Origin of the sequence: Brevundimonas sp. MEB006b, from assembly GCF_030209705.1 — a bacterium.
GTDB lineage: Bacteria > Pseudomonadota > Alphaproteobacteria > Caulobacterales > Caulobacteraceae > Brevundimonas.
Window position 1 is genome coordinate 272,692 of record NZ_JARVRL010000002.1, and the last position, 16,671, is coordinate 289,362.

At 66.1% G+C, this 16,671-nt stretch carries 13 protein-coding genes; 10 read left to right on the forward strand and 3 right to left on the reverse strand.

Annotated features, from left to right (window positions below; genetic code table 11):
- The 3 genes from purT to QRN13_RS03010 all read left to right on the forward strand — a co-directional run bounded on the left by purT (position 1) and on the right by QRN13_RS03010 (position 3,761).
- A complete protein-coding gene (gene purT, locus QRN13_RS03000) occupies positions 1-1,197 on the forward strand; it encodes a formate-dependent phosphoribosylglycinamide formyltransferase (protein WP_284876798.1) in 1,197 nt (398 codons plus the stop codon).
- A 253-nt stretch (positions 1,198-1,450) separates the two neighbouring features.
- Positions 1,451-3,538: a carbon starvation CstA family protein gene (locus QRN13_RS03005; protein ID WP_284876799.1), complete on the forward strand. Its 2,088-nt coding sequence runs from the start codon at positions 1,451-1,453 to the stop codon at positions 3,536-3,538.
- The gene (locus QRN13_RS03010) at positions 3,531-3,761 is read left to right on the forward strand and encodes a YbdD/YjiX family protein (protein WP_231576559.1); all 231 of its coding nucleotides are present in this window, start codon (positions 3,531-3,533) and stop codon (positions 3,759-3,761) included. Before QRN13_RS03005 ends, QRN13_RS03010 begins: the two co-directional genes overlap by 8 nt.
- A gap of 1 nt (position 3,762) precedes the next feature.
- Here QRN13_RS03010 and QRN13_RS03015 read toward each other — a convergent pair whose 3' ends face one another.
- Positions 3,763-5,022, reverse strand: coding sequence for a S41 family peptidase (locus tag QRN13_RS03015; RefSeq protein WP_284876800.1), 1,260 nt, complete (start codon positions 5,020-5,022; stop codon positions 3,763-3,765).
- 50 nt (positions 5,023-5,072) lie between these two features.
- Positions 5,073-5,783, reverse strand: coding sequence for an SDR family NAD(P)-dependent oxidoreductase (locus tag QRN13_RS03020; RefSeq protein WP_284876801.1), 711 nt, complete (start codon positions 5,781-5,783; stop codon positions 5,073-5,075).
- A 41-nt stretch (positions 5,784-5,824) separates the two neighbouring features.
- Between QRN13_RS03020 and QRN13_RS03025 the strand changes: the two genes are divergently transcribed.
- The 5 genes from QRN13_RS03025 (at position 5,825) to QRN13_RS03045 (ending at position 14,279) form a co-directional block, all read left to right on the forward strand.
- The gene (locus QRN13_RS03025; RefSeq protein ID WP_284876802.1) at positions 5,825-6,529 is read left to right on the forward strand and encodes an HAD family hydrolase; all 705 of its coding nucleotides are present in this window, start codon (positions 5,825-5,827) and stop codon (positions 6,527-6,529) included.
- 222 nt (positions 6,530-6,751) lie between these two features.
- The gene (locus tag QRN13_RS03030; protein WP_284876803.1) at positions 6,752-10,096 is read left to right on the forward strand and encodes a TonB-dependent receptor domain-containing protein; all 3,345 of its coding nucleotides are present in this window, start codon (positions 6,752-6,754) and stop codon (positions 10,094-10,096) included.
- 194 nt (positions 10,097-10,290) lie between these two features.
- Positions 10,291-10,605, forward strand: a complete 315-nt coding sequence (locus QRN13_RS03035; RefSeq protein WP_284876804.1) for a ribonuclease E inhibitor RraB — start codon at positions 10,291-10,293, stop codon at positions 10,603-10,605.
- Between the two features lie 25 nt (positions 10,606-10,630).
- Positions 10,631-13,930, forward strand: a complete 3,300-nt coding sequence (gene carB / locus QRN13_RS03040) for a carbamoyl-phosphate synthase large subunit (RefSeq protein ID WP_284876805.1) — start codon at positions 10,631-10,633, stop codon at positions 13,928-13,930.
- Positions 13,931-14,000: 70 nt separating this feature from the next.
- Complete coding sequence (locus tag QRN13_RS03045; RefSeq protein WP_055752938.1) at positions 14,001-14,279, forward strand: DUF1294 domain-containing protein; 279 nt, start codon at positions 14,001-14,003, stop codon at positions 14,277-14,279.
- Here the strand turns inward: QRN13_RS03045 and QRN13_RS03050 are convergent.
- On the reverse strand, positions 14,269-15,567 hold the full coding sequence (locus QRN13_RS03050) for a dicarboxylate/amino acid:cation symporter (protein ID WP_284876806.1): 1,299 nt from the start codon (positions 15,565-15,567) through the stop codon (positions 14,269-14,271). The two genes, QRN13_RS03045 and QRN13_RS03050, sit on opposite strands and share 11 nt — an antisense overlap.
- Positions 15,568-15,695: 128 nt before the next feature.
- Here QRN13_RS03050 and QRN13_RS03055 point away from each other — a divergent pair, with 128 nt between their 5' ends.
- Both QRN13_RS03055 and QRN13_RS03060 read left to right on the forward strand, forming a co-directional pair.
- Positions 15,696-15,896 (forward strand): cysteine protease, encoded by a 201-nt coding sequence (locus QRN13_RS03055; RefSeq protein ID WP_284876807.1) that lies wholly within the window; start codon positions 15,696-15,698, stop codon positions 15,894-15,896.
- Positions 15,897-15,966: 70 nt separating this feature from the next.
- Positions 15,967-16,632: a glutathione S-transferase family protein gene (locus tag QRN13_RS03060; RefSeq protein WP_284876808.1), complete on the forward strand. Its 666-nt coding sequence runs from the start codon at positions 15,967-15,969 to the stop codon at positions 16,630-16,632.
- Positions 16,633-16,671: the final 39 nt, after the last annotated feature.

The window sequence follows — 16,671 nt, forward strand, 5'->3', positions numbered from 1 at the left end:
ATGAAACTCGGCACCCCGCTTTCCGACACCGCCGTGCGCGTCATGCTGCTGGGCTCGGGCGAACTGGGCAAGGAGGTCGCCATCGAGCTTCAGCGGCTCGGCGTCGAGGTGATCGCCGTCGATCGCTATCCCAATGCACCGGCCATGCAGGTCGCGCACCGAAGCCACGTCATCCCCATGACCGACGCCCAGGTGCTGAACGGCGTTATCCTGGCCGAGGCCCCGCACTTCATCGTGCCCGAGATCGAGGCCATCGCCACCGAGGTCCTGGCCGATATCGAGGCCGCCGGCATGGCGACGGTCGTCCCGACGGCTCGCGCCGTGCAACTGACGATGAACCGCGAGGGCATCCGCAAACTGGCCGCCGAAGAGCTGGGCCTGCCCACCAGCCCCTACGCCTTCGCCGGCTCGGCCGAGGAACTGGCCGCCGGCGCCGAGGCCGTCGGCTATCCCAACTTCGTCAAGCCCGTCATGTCATCGTCGGGCAAAGGGCAGTCCTTCGTCGAAAGCGCCGATGAAATCGCCGACGCCTGGACCTACGCCCAGGACGGCGGCCGCGTCGCCAGCGCCCGCGTCATCGTCGAGGGACGCATCGACTTCGACTTCGAGATCACGCTGCTAACCGTCCGCTCGCGCGACGCCGACGGCTCGACCCGCAACGATTTCTGCGCGCCCATCGGCCACCGCCAGGTCAAGGGCGACTACGTCGAAAGCTGGCAACCGCAGCCCATGACGCCCGCTGCGCTGGCCGCCTCCCAGGACATCGCCGCCAAGGTCACAGAGGCACTTGGCGGTTACGGCGTCTTCGGCGTCGAACTGTTCGTCAAGGGCGACCAGGTCTGGTTCTCTGAGGTTTCGCCCCGTCCGCACGACACCGGCCTCGTCACCCTGGCCAGCCAGACCATGAGTGAGTTTGCGCTTCACGCCCGCGCCATCCTGGGCCTGCCCGTCGACGTGACCCAGCGTGAACCCGCCGCCAGCGCCGTCATCTATGGCGGCATGGACGCGCAAGGGGTCGCCTTCGAGAGCGTCGCGGAGGCCCTGTCGGTCCCGACCGCCGATCTGCGTCTGTTCGGAAAGCCCGAGGCCTTCGAGCGCCGCCGCATGGGCGTAGCCACCGCCCGCGGCGCCGACGTCGAACAGGCCCGCGACCGCGCGCGTGAAGCCGCAGGCTGTGTGAAAGTCGTTCGGAACTGACACTGCCGTCTCCTCCCCACCTGTGGGGAAGGGGACCACGAAGCGGTGGAGGTTGGTGAAATCCCACTCGCGCCCGCGATGCGTCGCAGAACACCTCCGTCACGACGCGAAGGCGCGCCGCGCCACCTCCCCGCTCCGCAGGGAGGAGACGCCCGATCCCTCATTTCTACGACTTTAGTCGATTGGCCTTGTCCCGCATTGTGGTGCAAACCAAGGGCGAGGGTCGCAGTCAGCCGGCCGGGAGGGATCTGTCGTGGGCAAACTCAGCACACCCATAATCTTCGGCGCCATCGCCATCCTGGGGGCGGTGTCCCTCGGCATCATCGCCTTGTATCAGGGCGAAAGCATCAGTGCGGTCTGGATGGTGGTCGCCGCCGTCTGCACCTATGCGATCGCCTATCGGTTCTACAGCCGCTACCTGGCCAACAAGGTCATGCAGCTGAACCCCGCGCGCCTGACCCCGGCGATGCGCCGCAACGACGGGCTGGACTATGTGCCGACGCCCAAGAACGTCCTGTTCGGCCACCACTTCGCCGCCATCGCCGGCGCAGGCCCGCTGGTGGGGCCGGTGTTGGCCGCCCAGATGGGCTATCTGCCGGGCGTCCTGTGGATTCTGGTCGGCGCCGTGCTGGCCGGCGCGGTGCAGGACATGATGGTCCTGTTCATGTCCACGCGTCGCGACGGCAAGTCGCTGGGCGACATGATCCGCACCGAAATGGGCAACATCCCCGGCATCATCGCCCAGGTCGGCGTCCTGATGATCATGGTCATCATCCTGGCGGTGCTGGCCCTGGTCGTGGTCAAGGCTCTGGCCGAAAGCCCGTGGGGCACGTTCACCGTCGCCGCCACCATCCCCATCGCCATCTTCATGGGCCTATACACCCGCTTCCTGCGGCCGGGCCGCGTGGGCGAGGTGTCGGTGATCGGCGTCGTCCTGTTGATCCTGGCCATCATCGGCGGCGGCCATATCGCGGCCGATCCGTTCTGGGGTCCGGCCTTCACCCTGACCGGCCCGACCCTGGCGATCCTGATGATGGTCTATGGCTTCATCGCCTCGGTCATTCCGGTGTGGCTGCTCTTGGCGCCGCGCGACTATCTGTCGACCTTCCTGAAGATCGGCGCGATCGTGGCCCTGGCCGTCGGCATCCTGATCGTGCGTCCGCACCTTCAGATGCCGGCCATCACCCCCTTCATCGACGGCACCGGCCCGGTCTTCGCCGGCGCCCTGTTCCCCTTCCTGTTCATCACCATCGCCTGCGGCGCGGTGTCGGGCTTCCACGCCCTGATCTCGTCGGGCACCACGCCCAAGCTGCTGGAGAACGAAGCCCAGATCGCCATGATCGGCTACGGCGCCATGCTGTGCGAAAGCTTCGTCGCCGTCATGGCCCTGATCGCCGCCACGGTTCTGGATCCGGCCGTCTATTTCGCCATGAACAGCCCGGTCGCCGTCATCGGCAACGATGCGGTCTCAGCCGCCGCCGCCGTGGCCCAGTGGGGCTTCCACATCACGCCCGGAGAGCTTGAACAGCTGGCGCGCGACGTGGGCGAACATTCGATCCTGTCGCGCGCAGGCGGCGCCCCGACCCTGGCGGTCGGCATGGCGCACATCCTGTCCGGCGTGATCGGCGGCAAGGCCATGATGGCCTTCTGGTATCACTTCGCCATCCTGTTCGAGGCCCTGTTCATCCTGACCACGGTCGACGCCGGCACACGCGTCTGCCGCTTCATGATCCAGGACCTGCTGGGCGTCGCCGTGCCCAAGATGCGCGAGACCAAGTCGTGGGGCGCCAACGTCGTCGCCACGGCCCTGACGGTCGGTCTGTGGGGCTATTTCCTCTACACCGGCGTGGTCGATCCGCTGGGCGGCATCAATAGCCTGTGGCCCCTGTTCGGCATCGCCAACCAGATGCTGGCCGCCGTCGCCCTGATCCTGGGCACCGTCGTCCTGTTCAAGATGAAGCGCGAGAAGTTCGCCTGGGTCATGGTCGTTCCCGCGACCTGGCTGCTGATCTGCACACTGACGGCGGGCTTCCAGAAGCTGTTCCACCCGGACGTCCGCATCGGCTTCCTGTCCCACGCCCGCAAATATCAGGAGGCGCTGGGCGCCGGCGAACTGATCGCCCCGGCCAAGAGCATCGGCGACATGCACCGCATCGTCGTCAACGACTACGTCAACTCGACCCTGACGGCGGGCTTCCTGTTCGTGGTCGTCACCATGGTCGTCTATGGCGTCCTGGCGTGCCGCAAGGCCTATGCGAACAACCGCCCGACGGTGCGCGAGTATCCGGAAAGCCACCAACTGACAGCGGCTGACGAGGCGGCGGATGCGGCCCGTGCCTGACGTTCAGGATGACCTGCTGTGCCTGTGCCGCGACACCGCCCTGCGGTGGGGTCGCGGCGTCAGGCGCACGGCCGGCGCCATGATCGGTCAGCCGGATTATCAGGCCTATGTCGATCACGCGGCGGCGACCCATCCCGACCAGCCGCCGCTGGACAAGACCGCCTTCTTCCGCCTGCACGAACAGCGCCGCTTCGGCGGCGCCGGCGGGTTCAAATGCTGCTAAATCAAAGCCCGCTGGCGGGGGTATCGGCCCTGGCGCGATCCTCGGCCTGAAGGGCGGCGATCGCCGTCTCCAGTGTCGGATCGTCGCCCGCGCGGCGTTGGGCCACGGTGCGAGGCGCGGCGATATCGGGCGTGACCCCCCGCTTCTCCAGCCGAATCCCGCCCGAAGTCACGAAGTCCGCTCGGCTGAGCGTCAGCCGCCCGCCGTCCGGCAGATTGGTCTCCTGGGCGATCAGCACCGATCCGCCGGTCTTCTCGCCCACCACGATGCCGCGCCGCGCCTCCTGCAAGGCCGCCGGCGTCAGTTCGGCGGCGCTGCGGCTGCCTTGATCCACCAGAACCGCCACATCATTGGCCAAGGGATCGCGCCGATCGCCGCAGTCGCCCGCCGCCCTCAGAACCACCGGCCGGCCGCTGCGTCCCGTCCGCGTCGCCCAGACCTGATCGCGCGGCAGGAAACAGGTCAGGACCGATTCCGCCTCCATCAGCCGCCCACCGGGATTGCCGCGCAGGTCCAACACCACATCGACGTCCGGCGGCAGACCTTCCAGCTCACTACCCACCCAAGCGCCCAGGCCTTTGTCGAACTGCTCGACACGCAGCACCAGCACCCCCGGTCGCGACTTGTCGGCGGTGAACGGCTCGATGGCCTCCATCACCCGCGGCGTCAGGGCGATCTCGCGCCTCTGTCCCGCATCGTCGGTCAGGACCAGTTGCACCGGAACCCCGTCATAGGTCTCGACATCCGGCCCCCAGGGCTGCCCATCGACTGAGTTCAAAGCCCAGCCCATCTGCACGCCCGCCGCCTCGGCCGGCGAGCCCGGCCGGACACGCTCGACGGTCCAGTCGTCCGGCGTCTCGCCCCGCATCAGGGTCAGGCCCATCACGGCGCGCCGGGCGAACTGCGCCTCCTGACGCCGCACCGCCGCCGGCGGACTGGCCGCCGCATGACCGTCGTCCAGCAGATCCAGCATCGCATTGATGACGCGGTACAGCCCGCGCTCATCGCTCGCCGCCAGGGCCTGGGGCCGGAACGTCGCCCGTGCGGCGTTCCAATCCACGCCGTGCAGGGTCGGATCGTAATAGCCCCGCCGCACCTCGCTCCACACCCGATCGAACACGCGCTGATTCAGCCGCGCGCGATCCCGCGAGGGCGCTGCTGCGACGACCGTATCGACAGCGGGCATGGCCACGGCCGGAACGCTCAACGGCAGGCAGAGCAACATGAGGCTGAAAAGCCGGGCGGAAACGCTCAGACGCATGACCACCATCTGACGTCAGTCGCCCGCTTCGCTCAAGTCACGACTGCGCGCTATTCCGGCACCCGCACCCCGTCCCAGGCGAACACGCCGCCGCTGTCGGCCGGGGTCAGGTTCGACAGCACGGACAGCATCCGCTCGGCGGAATGGTCGGCCGTGAACAACTTGCCCTCGGCCACCCCCTTCTGGAACGGCGCGCTCAGGTCCGTCGCCACAGTACCCGGATGCAAACCGGCGATCACCGCCTGCGGATGGCTGCGCGCCATCTCGACCGACAGATTGCGCAGGATCATATTCAGCGCCGCCTTGGACGCCCGATAGGCGTGCCAGCCGCCCAGCCGATTGTCGGCGATCGACCCCACCCGCGCCGACAGGGCCGCGAACACCGCGCGTCGATCGCGCGGCATCAGCGGCAGCAGATGTTTCGCCGCCAGCGCCGGCCCCATCGCATTGACGCGGTAGTCCCGCAACAGGTGTTCCGCATCCAACTGACGAAACGACCGTTCCGGCTGGAGCCCGTCGTGAAGCACCCCGGTCGCCACGACGATCAGGGTTGGGGCCGGCCCCTGGCCGATCCGCTCGGCGGCGGTGGCCAGACTTGCCTCATCCTCCAGATAGGCGGCTAGCGCCTGCGTGCCCGCCAAATCCGCGCCTGAGCGCGACACGGCCCACACGGTCTCGAACGCGCCGTCCGCCACGATCCGCTCGACCATCGCCCGGCCGATGCCGCCCGTCGCCCCGATCACCACCGCCGATCCGTTCATCGCGTCTCCCTTCCTTGTTCGTCCCATGATAGGGGCGCGGCATGAGCATCACCACGGTCGGCCTCGATGCCGACGATACCCTCTGGCACAACGAGACGATCTTCCGCCTGACCCATGCGCGGTTCGTCGATCTTCTGGCCGACCACGGCGACGAGGCGACCATCGAGGCGCGCCTGGCCGAAACCGAGCAACGCAACCTGCGGCTCTATGGCTACGGCATCAAGGGTTTCACCCTGTCGATGATCGAGACGGCGATGGAACTGACGAACGGCGAGGCGCCGCCCCATGTCGTGCGCGAGATCCTGGCCGCCGGTCGCGAGATGCTGGCCCACCCGGTCGAGACCCTGCCCGGCGTGGATTCGGTCGTCGCCGAACTGTCCGAAAAATACCGACTTGTCCTGATCACCAAGGGCGACCTGCTGGATCAGGAGCGCAAACTGGCCGCCTCAGGCCTGGGCGACCTGTTCAGCGCCGTCGAGATCGTCTCAGAAAAGGATCGCGCCACCTACGAGCGGGTCTTCAACCGCCACGGCACCGGCCCCGCCGAGGCCGTCATGGCCGGCAATTCGATGAAGTCCGACGTCCTACCCGCCATCGCCGCCGGCGCCTTCGGCGTCCACATCCCCTATCACGTCACCTGGGTCCACGAATTGGCCGACGCCCCGGTCGACGAGCCCCGCTACGTCTCCCTCGCTCGCATCGAAGAACTGCCCGACTGGATCGCAGTAATTAACGTTCGGACGTAGGCTGGCGCATAAAGCCTAGCCCGTGCAAAAAACATATTGCCGCCCCATTCGGGCGAACGTTGACGTGCTTCTTTTATGACACGTTGTAAAAAGCTAGAGTCCGAAGAGTGATTTGGTCACGGCCGCGCTTGACGCTGTTCCTTGTGTCGGCTTTGTGCCCGTCCTATGGCAGTTTGAACATGGTATCGGCTTTTTAATGCCGCAGCTGCTCAGGGAGAATTTATGCGAAACCTTCTTTTGACATCCACAGTCCTGGCTAGCGCACTTGTCGCGAGTGGTGTCGCTGCGCAGACCACGGAGCCGACGACGCTCAATGCTGGACCCGTGTCGGCTCAAGCCCAATCCGCTGACGAGGTTGCAGAAATCGTCGTCACAGGTTCGCGCATCCGACGTGACCCAGTGAACTCGGCGACCCCTCTCATCCAGGTCTCCGGCGACCAGCTTTTGACCACAGGTCAATCGACCGTGATCGATTATCTGGCCACCATCCCGGCCCTTTCGAACTCGCAAGTGCCCTCTGATGCCACTGGCGTCCTGGGTATCGGCGGCCTTTCGTTCGCCAACCTGCGTTCGCTCGGCGCCGGCCGCACCCTGACCCTGGTGGACGGCCGTCGTCACGTCGGTTCTCAAGGCGGCACGCTTTCGGTCGACGTCGATACCATCCCGCGTCTGCTGATCCAGAACATCGAGATCATCACCGGCGGCGCCTCGTCGGTTTACGGCGCTGACGCTGTGTCGGGCGTTCTGAACTTCGTCCTGCGCAAGGACTTCGAAGGTTTGGAACTAGACGCCAACTACGGCATGATCAACGATAACGGCGAAGCCACCCGCCGCGTCTCCGCCCTGCTGGGCAAGAATTTCTTCGACGATCGCTTGAACGTCTACGGCTTCGGCGAATACGAAAAGCTCGACGAAGTGCAGTCGATAGACATCGACTGGCTCCGCAACGCCCGCGGTCTGGTCGGCATCGACGCCGATCCGACCAATGCTCGCTACGACGGCGACCGCGACAACCAGCTGTTCTATGGCTACCGCACTCTGCAACGCCCGCGTTGGGGCCAAACGACCCTGGCCAACAACCAGCAGGCCAGCCCGCTGAACGATCCGGACGTGCCTTACGCCAACTGCGCCAGCGTCAACACCGCAATCGGCGGCAGCAGCGCGAACTGCTTCTCGGTCGAACCGGGCCGCACCTGGGTCTTCGACGGCACGACGGCACGCCTGGCCAACTTCGGCCAGCGTATCGGCAACACCGGCATCAACCGTCCGCTGACCATCGGCGGCGACGGCGACCAGCCTGCCGAGTTCTCGCTCATCACCCGCGTTCCCGCCTCGGAATCGCAGCGCTATCAGGTCGGCGCGAACTTCAAGGTCACCAACGACATCTTGGCCTTCGTCGAAGCCAAGTATGTGACCGAAGACACGCACTTCTCGTCGCAGCCGGACTTCTACGACTTTATCCTGGGTGACAACCTGCCGAACAGTTTCTACGGCGGCGCGACCACGGCCAATCAGATCGGCTCGAACTACAACTTCTTCAACCGCCAAGGTCTGCGGATCGCCGACAACGCCTACATCCCTGACAACCTGCGCCAGGCGATCTATGCGAACCGGATCACCCTCTATAATCCGCCCACCGCGACCGCGCCCAGCACCGTCGCCGGCACGGCCGCCGCGCCTTACGCGCGTCACACCTTGTTCGGCGAAAACCGCGACCAGTACAGCACGCGCGACCTGCTGCGCTTCGTGGCCGGCGTTCAAGGCAGCTTCGACAAGGTCTCCTTCGTCAAGAACGTCGATTGGAGCCTGTCCTACACCTATGGTCAGGTCGAGGTTGAAGAGACGGAAACCGGCACCGACGCCCTGCGGGTCAATTTGGCCGCCGACGCCGTGCGCGACACCGCCGGCATCCTCGGCACGCCCGGCGCCATCGTCTGCCGCTCGCGCCTGCTTAACGCCCAAGGCCTGCCTCTGGACGATTATTTCCTGCCGTTCAACGATCTGCGCGATAGCCAGGTCGGTCGCGACGCGGTGGCTAACTGCCAGCCGCTAAACATCTTCGGCGCCGGCAACCAAAGCCAGGCTGCTCGCGACTACATCAACGCTGCCGTCAACTACACCGAGCGCAACGAGCAGGAAGACGCCATCGCGTCGGTCTCCGGCCAGCTTTGGGACTTCTGGGGCGCCGGTCCTATCGGAGTGGCCTTGGGTTATGAGCATCGCCGCGAATACACCGAAGCGGTTGGACGTGACGCGTCGACCGCGGGTCGCGCGCTGTTCCTGAACGGCGGCCCGGACTTCCCGGGTGCGGAATACACCAGCGATGAAGGCTTCACCGAGCTTTCGCTGCCCCTGTTCCGCGATTCCATCCTGGGTGAGTATGCCGAACTGAGCGGATCCTACCGCTACTTCGACTACAGCACGGTCGGCACGGGCGACGTCTATGGCGTCAACCTGATCTACCGTCCGATCCGGGACATCACGTTCAAGACCAGCTTCAACACCTCGTTCCGCGCGCCGGACCTCAGCGAAAACTTCTCCCCGCTGGGTGAAACCTTCGCCAACAATTTTGTCGATCCCTGCGCCACCACCAACATCGCCCTGCAGACGGCGGAGATCCGCGCTAACCGGATCGCCAACTGTACGGCATTGGCCCAAGCGCGCGGCTTGACGTTCGACTTTGCTGGAACGACCGCGACCAACACCGACGACTTCAACCCGGTGTATGGCAGCGGCGTATCGGGCGTCACGGGCGGCAACCCCAATCTGACCCCGGAAGAATCGGAGTCCTTCACCTTCTCCACCGTGCTGCAGCCCCGGTTCATCCCGAACTTCAGCCTGGTGCTCGATTACTATGAAATCGAGATCACGCAGGTGATCGCCGCCGTGTCGGCCCAAACCGCAGCCAACAACTGCGTCAACGGTCCGGGTCTGAACAACGCGGCTTGCGCGACCATCTTCCGCAACAACCCGCAGATCCCGTTCGGCTTGGGCGCTCCGGCGAACGATCCGATCGGCGGCTTCATCGAAGGCGCCCTGAACTACGCCGCTCTGACCACGCGTGGTCTGGACTTCACGGCTCGTTATGGCTTCGACTTCGACGAGATGATGGGCCGGAACTGGGGTCGCCTGGACTACTCGCTGGCGGGTTCGTGGTTGATCGAGCAGGAAAACTTCCTCGACTCGACCAACGCCGCCAACTTCACCAGCGATCGCGGCAACCTGTTCTTCCCGAACGTCCGCTTCACCTCGTCGCTGACCTACACGCCCAACGACACCTGGAGCGTCAACTGGTCCGTGGATTGGCAGTCGGCTCAGAACATCAACCGCAACCGCGATCTGGTCCTGAACGCCGACACCCGCGAGCAGAGCCTGAACAACACGGGCAACTTCATGCGGAACGACTTCACGGTCCGCTACAATGTCCGTGACGACCTGTCGCTCCGCGTGGGCGTCGTCAACGCCTTCGACGCCGAACAGGCGCCGCAACTGGGTCAGACGCTCTACAGCAACTTCGATCCTTACGGCCGTCGCTTCTTCATCGGGCTGAACTACCGCCCTTGGTAAGACGACAAGACTGAAAGACGAGAAGGGGCGGCCTCAGGCCGCCCCTTTTTTTTCGGTTCATGGCCATCCGTCTTGCCAGGCTGCGGCTGCCTCTCTAAACCGGCCGCTTAACCGACAAGCAGACGTGAGCGTCGCAGGGCCAGGCTCTGCGGGGGCTTCTCGCGCGCGTAGAGAACGAAGGACGACGCACTCCCTTGGACGCCTCGGACATCCGTCATGACGAACGCGACGCCATGGTGCGCGCGGCGCTGGCCGAACAGGGCGACAGCGGCGTGACGCCGCGCCATACGTTGTTCTACTTTTATGGCGAGGGCGACCACGGCGACCTGAACGAGGTCGCCCGGCGCGCCGGCTTTCTGACGCGCGGCGCCGACGACATGACGGTGCTCGAAACGACCATGGCGGTGGACGCGGCGTCTTTTGCGGCGACCTCGGCCATGATGCAGACCTGGGCCGCGGCCTTCCAGCTTGAGTATGACGGCTGGGAATGCGCGGTCGTGACCCACTAGCGTTCAATAAGAAGAAGAGCTGGCGATGCCCAAGCGCACAGACATCAAGTCCATCCTCATCATCGGCGCCGGCCCGATCGTCATCGGCCAGGCGTGCGAGTTCGACTATTCCGGCGTTCAGGCCTGCAAGGCGTTGAAGGCGGAAGGCTACCGGGTCATCCTGGTCAACTCGAACCCCGCCACCATCATGACCGACCCGGAGGTGGCCGACGCCACCTACATCGAGCCGATCACGCCCGAGATGGTCGAGAAGATCATCGTCAAGGAAAAGCCCGACGCCCTGCTGCCCACCATGGGCGGCCAGACCGCGCTGAACACCGCCCTGGCCCTGCATGAATCCGGCGCCCTGGCCAGGCACGGCGTCGAGATGATCGGCGCCAAGGCCGAGGTCATCGACAAGGCCGAGGATCGCCAGAAGTTCCGCGACGCCATGGACAAGCTGGGCCTGGAGAGCCCCCGCTCCAAAGCCGCCCATTCGATGGAAGAGGCGTTGGAGGGGCTGGAGTTCGTCGGCCTGCCCGCCGTGATCCGCCCGTCCTTCACCCTGGCCGGCACCGGCGGCGGCATCGCCTTCAACCGCGAGGAGTTCGAGGAGATCGTCCTGCGCGGCTTGGACCTGTCGCCGACGACCGAGGTCCTGATTGAAGAGTCCGTTCTGGGTTGGAAGGAATATGAGATGGAGGTCGTCCGCGACACGGCGGACAACTGCATCATCATCTGCTCCATCGAGAACGTCGATCCGATGGGCGTCCACACCGGCGACTCCATCACGGTCGCCCCCGCCCTGACGCTGACCGACAAGGAATATCAGCGGATGCGGACCGGCTCGATCAATGTGCTCCGCGAAATCGGCGTCGAGACGGGCGGTTCGAACGTCCAGTGGGCGATCAACCCTGCCGACGGCCGCATGGTCGTGATCGAGATGAACCCGCGCGTGTCGCGCTCGTCGGCCCTTGCGTCCAAGGCCACCGGCTTCCCCATCGCCAAGGTCGCGGCGCGTCTGGCGGTCGGCTACACCCTGGACGAACTGACCAACGACATCACCCAGGTGACGCCGGCCAGCTTCGAGCCGTCGATCGACTATGTCGTCACCAAAATCCCGCGCTTCGCCTTTGAGAAATACCCCGGCTCGGAGCCCCTGCTGGGCACCTCGATGAAGTCGGTGGGCGAGGTGATGGCCATCGGCCGCACCTTCCAGGAATCGATGCAGAAGGCGCTTCGCGGGCTTGAAACCGGCCTGTCCGGCTTCGACGAGATCGAGATCGAAGGGGTGGCCGGCGCCGAAGACGACGCCACGGCCCGCGGCGCCGTCGTGCGCGCCCTGGGCGTTCCGACCCCCGACCGCATCCGCGTCATCGCCCAGGCCTTCCGCCACGGCCTGACGGTCGAGGAGGTCAACGCCGCCTGCGCCTACGAACCCTGGTTCCTGCGCCAGATCGCCGACATCGTGCGCGAGGAAGGCCATGTGCGGGTCAAGGGCCTGCCGACCGACCCGACCGAGTTCCGCCGCCTGAAGTCCAAGGGCTTCTCCGACGCCCGTCTGGCTCAGCTGACCGGCCAGAGCGAAAAATCAGTCCGGACCGCTCGTCGCGGCCTGCACGTGCGCCCGGTGTTCAAGCGGATCGACACCTGCGCCGCCGAGTTCGCCAGCGCCACCGCCTATATGTATTCGACCTATGAGACCGGCGCTCTGGGCCAAATCCCCGAGTGCGAGTCCGAACCGACGAACAAGAAGAAGGCCATCATCCTGGGCGGCGGTCCGAACCGGATCGGCCAAGGTATCGAGTTCGACTACTGCTGCTGCCACGCGGCCTTTGCCTTCGACCAGATCGGCGTCGAGAGCATCATGGTCAACTGCAACCCCGAGACCGTCTCGACCGACTACGACACCTCCGACCGCCTGTATTTCGAGCCGCTGACGGCCGAGGACGTGCTGGAGCTGATCGAGGTCGAGCGCTCGAACGGCGACCTGATCGGCTGCGTCGTCCAGTTCGGGGGGCAGACCCCGCTGAAGCTGGCCCACGCCCTGCAAGAGGACAACATTCCCGTTCTGGGCACCAGCGTCGACTCCATCGACCTGGCCGAGGACCGCGAGCGGTTCCAGCAGATGCTGGAAGGCATCGGCCTGCGCCAGCCGCCCAACGGCCTGGCCCGTTCCGCCGAGGAGGCCGCGCAAAAGGCCGAAGAGGTCGGCTATCCCGTCGTCCTGCGCCCCTCCTACGTCCTGGGCGGTCGCGGCATGATGATCGTCCACGACCGCGAGCAACTTGACCGCTACGTCCACGAGGCCATGCGCGTCTCGGGCGACGATCCGGTCCTGATCGACCACTATCTGAACCGCGCCACCGAGGTGGACGTGGACGCCCTGTGCGATGACAAGACGGTCTTCGTCGCCGGCGTCCTGGAACATATCGAGGAAGCCGGCGTGCACTCGGGCGACAGCGCCTGCTCCATGCCGCCCTTCTCGTTGCGGCCCGAGATCGTGGACGAGCTGAAGCGTCAGACCACCGAAATGGCCAAGGCCCTGAAGGTGCGCGGCCTGATGAATGTGCAGTTCGCCATCGAGGAGCCGCACAGCGAAAGTCCGCGCATCTTCGTGCTGGAGGTCAATCCGCGCGCCAGCCGCACCGCGCCCTTCGTGGCCAAGACCATCGGCCAGCCTATCGCCTCCATCGCCGCCAAGGTCATGGCCGGCGTGCCGCTGAAGTCGTTCGGTCTGACGGACAAGCCCTACGACCATATCGCGGTCAAGGAAGCCGTCTTCCCGTTCGCCCGCTTCGCCGGGGTGGATACCGTCCTGGGTCCGGAAATGCGCTCGACCGGCGAGGTCATGGGCCTGGACTTCAAGCGGCCGGGCGAGGCCGACATGGCCCCCGCCTTCGCCCGCGCCTTCGCCAAGTCCCAGATCGGCGGCGGCACCACCCTGCCGACCTCGGGCTGCGCCTTCATCTCGGTCAAGGACGAGGACAAGCCCTTCATCGTCGACGCCGCCAAAACGCTGCTGGCTGAAGGCTTCAGCCTGATGGCCACCGGCGGCACCCACGCCTATCTGGTCGAACAGGGGCTGGAGGTGAAGCTGGTCAAGAAGGTGCTGGAAGGCCGCCCCCACATCGTAGACGCGATGAAGAACGGTGAGGTCCAGCTGGTCTTCAACACCACATCGGGCAAGCAGTCGCTGCAGGACAGCTTCTCGCTGCGCCGCACCGCCCTGATGATGAAGATGCCCTACTACACCACCACAGCCGGCGCCCTGGCGGCGGCCCAGGCCATCGGCGCCATCAAGGCTGGCGACCTGGATGTACGGGCGATCCAGGATTACGCCTGACGTTGACGAAATCTCCGGTTTTCGGCCGCACGCTGCAAGGCTGTAGCGGCCGAACGCCGGAGATACGCCGATGTCCAATCTCGACCTCGCCCTGATCGCCATCCTGTGCGGCGAAATGCTGGGGTTTCTCGCCTTCGCCAGGGACAAGCGGCGCGCCAGGGCCGGCCTGTGGCGCACGCCGGAATCCATGCTCTTGCTGTTCGGCCTGATCGGCGGGCTGGGCGCCTGGATGGGTCAGCACATCCTGCGCCACAAGACGCGCAAGGAGCCGTTCAGGACCCAGTTCGGCCTGATCGTCTTGCTTCACCTGATCCTGCTGGCGGGCGGCGCCGCCTGGGTCATTCTGTAACGCGACCGTCCTCGCCTGCCCCATCTTCGCCGGCCACGATCCGGGTCGCGGCCAGGTCGGCGGTGACATTGCCGACGGTGCGGAAGATGTCGGGGATGACCTCGACCGCCAGCAGCAGCGGCAGCACGCCAAGCGGCAGGCCCATGGCCAGGCAGATGGGGCCGATGGCGGCGAAGAAGCTGACCTGGCCCGGTAGGCCCACCGAGGCGATGGACACGGCGATGGCTGTCAGTCCGCCGGCGATCAGTACGCCGAGGCCTAGCTCCACCCCGTGCAACTGCGCCACGTAGAGGCAGACCGCCAGGTTGGCGACAGGGCTAGTGATGCGGAAAACCGCCACCGCCAGCGGCAGCACCAGACCCGCCGACGTCTGCGGCACGCCCAGCCAGTCGCGCGCGCGCTCGATCATGACCGGCAGGCTGGCCAGCGACGACTGGGTCGAGACGGCGACGACCTGGGCCGGAGCCACGGCGCGCGCGAAACGGGCCAGCGAAATCCGCCCCCACACAATCGCCACGACATAGATGATCAGGATCAGCCCAATCTGGCTGAGGCAGACGATGGCGACATAATGGGCCAGCGTCCCCGCCACCCCGAGGCCCGCACGCAAACCCACGCCTAGCGCCAAAGCGAACACACCAAACGGCGCGGCCAGCAGCACCCAGTGGACGATGACCACCATGGTTTCGGCCACCGCCTCGAAGAAGCCGGCCAGGGGCCGCCGCAGCTCGGCCTTGATCCGCGTTGCGGCGAAGCCGAAGGCGACGGCGAAGACCACCACCGCCAGCACCCCGTCGTCGGACGCCGCCTTGATGACGTTGGCTGGCGCCAGACTGGCCAGGAAGGCGCGCAGCCCGTCGGTGCGCGCCGCTTCACCCACGGTCGCCAGCGATTCGGCGCTGACGCCCGCCAGCAGTCCACGCCCCGCCTCCGGATCGATCGGCCAGACCGCCAGCAGGCCCAGCCCCGCCAGGATCGCATAGATCGTCGCCCCGACCAGCAGCACCGCGAACACCACCAACGACCGCACCGCGATACGGCCCGTCGCCGCCGCATCGGCGATGGAGACGATGCCGGTCACCAGCAGGCTGAACACCAGGGGAATGACGGTCATGCGCAGGGCGTTCAGCCACACCTGGCCCAGGCTCTCGACCACGCCCAAGGCGCCGGTCAGCAAGGCCGCCTGCGACCCTTGCGCCAGAGCGCCGACGACGACGCCGGCGACCAGGGCGGCGATGACGAAAAAGCTCAGAGAGGTGAAGAAGGCGGCGATGCGGGATTGGCTCATGCCCTAGCGCTAGCACCGCTCGGCGTATCGCGCGCGGCAAACCTTCTACCGGTCGCTGACAGTTCATGTCGTCGCAGGGCGAACCCCGATCGCGCACGGCGCGTTGGGACGACGAAAGGAACTCAATCATGTCCCGTCTGAACAAACTCGTCCCGCTGATCGGCAGCCTGCTGCTCTCCAAGGGCGGCCGCCGCGTCGCCGGTCGTCACGCCGGTAAACTGGCCCTGGCGACCCTGGCCTATGAGGTTTGGCGCAACCGCCGCGAGGGCGCCAAGCCCAAGGTCGCGCCGCAACCGCGCGGACGCTTGAGCGGCCGCCGCCCGCGCTGAGCCCGCAATCGCCGCTCGACTTCTGGAGCGGCGTTGCGAATAGTCACGCCTCGCCGCCCGGAGCCGACACATGATCAAAGTCCACCATCTGAACGACAGCCGCTCGCAACGCGTCCTGTGGCTGCTCGAAGAGTTGGGCCTGGACTATGAAGTCGTGCGCTACGAACGAAACCCCGGCAACCGGCTGGCGCCCCCAGAACTGCTGGCGATCCATCCGCTGGGCAAGTCGCCGGTCATCGAGGACGGCGCGGTGAAGGTCGCAGAGACTGGGGCCATCGTCGAATATCTGCTCGATACCTACGGTCAGGGCCGGCTGCGTCCCGCAGCAGGAACCGAGGACGGCCGTCGGTTCACCTATTGGCTGCACTATGCCGAGGGGTCGGCCATGCCGCCCCTGCTGCTAAAGCTGGTCTTCAGCATGCTGCCGCGCCGCGCGCCCGCCCTCCTGAAGCCCATCGTCAATGGCGTCGCCAACAAGGCGATCACCAGTTTTGTCGACCCGCAACTGCGCACCCATGTCGGCTTCTGGGAGGACGAACTGGGCCGCTCGGAATGGTTCGCGGGCGATCATTTCACCGCCGCCGACATCATGATGAGCTTTCCAGTCGAGGCCGGCGCCGACCGTGCCTTCAATGCCGAGACCAAGCCCCGTCTAAAGGCCTTCTTGAACCGCATCCATGCGCGGCCTGCCTATCAACGCGCGCTCGAACGCGGCGGTCCCTACAGCTACGCGTGATCGGATCGTGATCGCGGCGGCGCAACCCGCCGTGGTCGA

Excerpts from the sequence above, each read along its gene's own strand:
- purT (WP_284876798.1), top strand. The coding sequence starts at position 1 with ATGAAACTCGGCACCCCGCTTTCCGACACCGCCGTGCGCGTCATGCTG.
- QRN13_RS03015 (WP_284876800.1), bottom strand. The coding sequence starts at position 5,022 with ATGCGTCTGAGCGTTTCCGCCCGGCTTTTCAGCCTCATGTTGCTCTGC.
- QRN13_RS03020 (WP_284876801.1), bottom strand. The coding sequence starts at position 5,783 with ATGAACGGATCGGCGGTGGTGATCGGGGCGACGGGCGGCATCGGCCGG.
- QRN13_RS03025 (WP_284876802.1), top strand. The coding sequence starts at position 5,825 with ATGAGCATCACCACGGTCGGCCTCGATGCCGACGATACCCTCTGGCAC.
- QRN13_RS03030 (WP_284876803.1), top strand. The coding sequence starts at position 6,752 with ATGCGAAACCTTCTTTTGACATCCACAGTCCTGGCTAGCGCACTTGTC.
- carB (WP_284876805.1), top strand. The coding sequence starts at position 10,631 with ATGCCCAAGCGCACAGACATCAAGTCCATCCTCATCATCGGCGCCGGC.
- QRN13_RS03045 (WP_055752938.1), top strand. The coding sequence starts at position 14,001 with ATGTCCAATCTCGACCTCGCCCTGATCGCCATCCTGTGCGGCGAAATG.
- QRN13_RS03050 (WP_284876806.1), bottom strand. The coding sequence starts at position 15,567 with ATGAGCCAATCCCGCATCGCCGCCTTCTTCACCTCTCTGAGCTTTTTC.
- QRN13_RS03055 (WP_284876807.1), top strand. The coding sequence starts at position 15,696 with ATGTCCCGTCTGAACAAACTCGTCCCGCTGATCGGCAGCCTGCTGCTC.
- QRN13_RS03060 (WP_284876808.1), top strand. The coding sequence starts at position 15,967 with ATGATCAAAGTCCACCATCTGAACGACAGCCGCTCGCAACGCGTCCTG.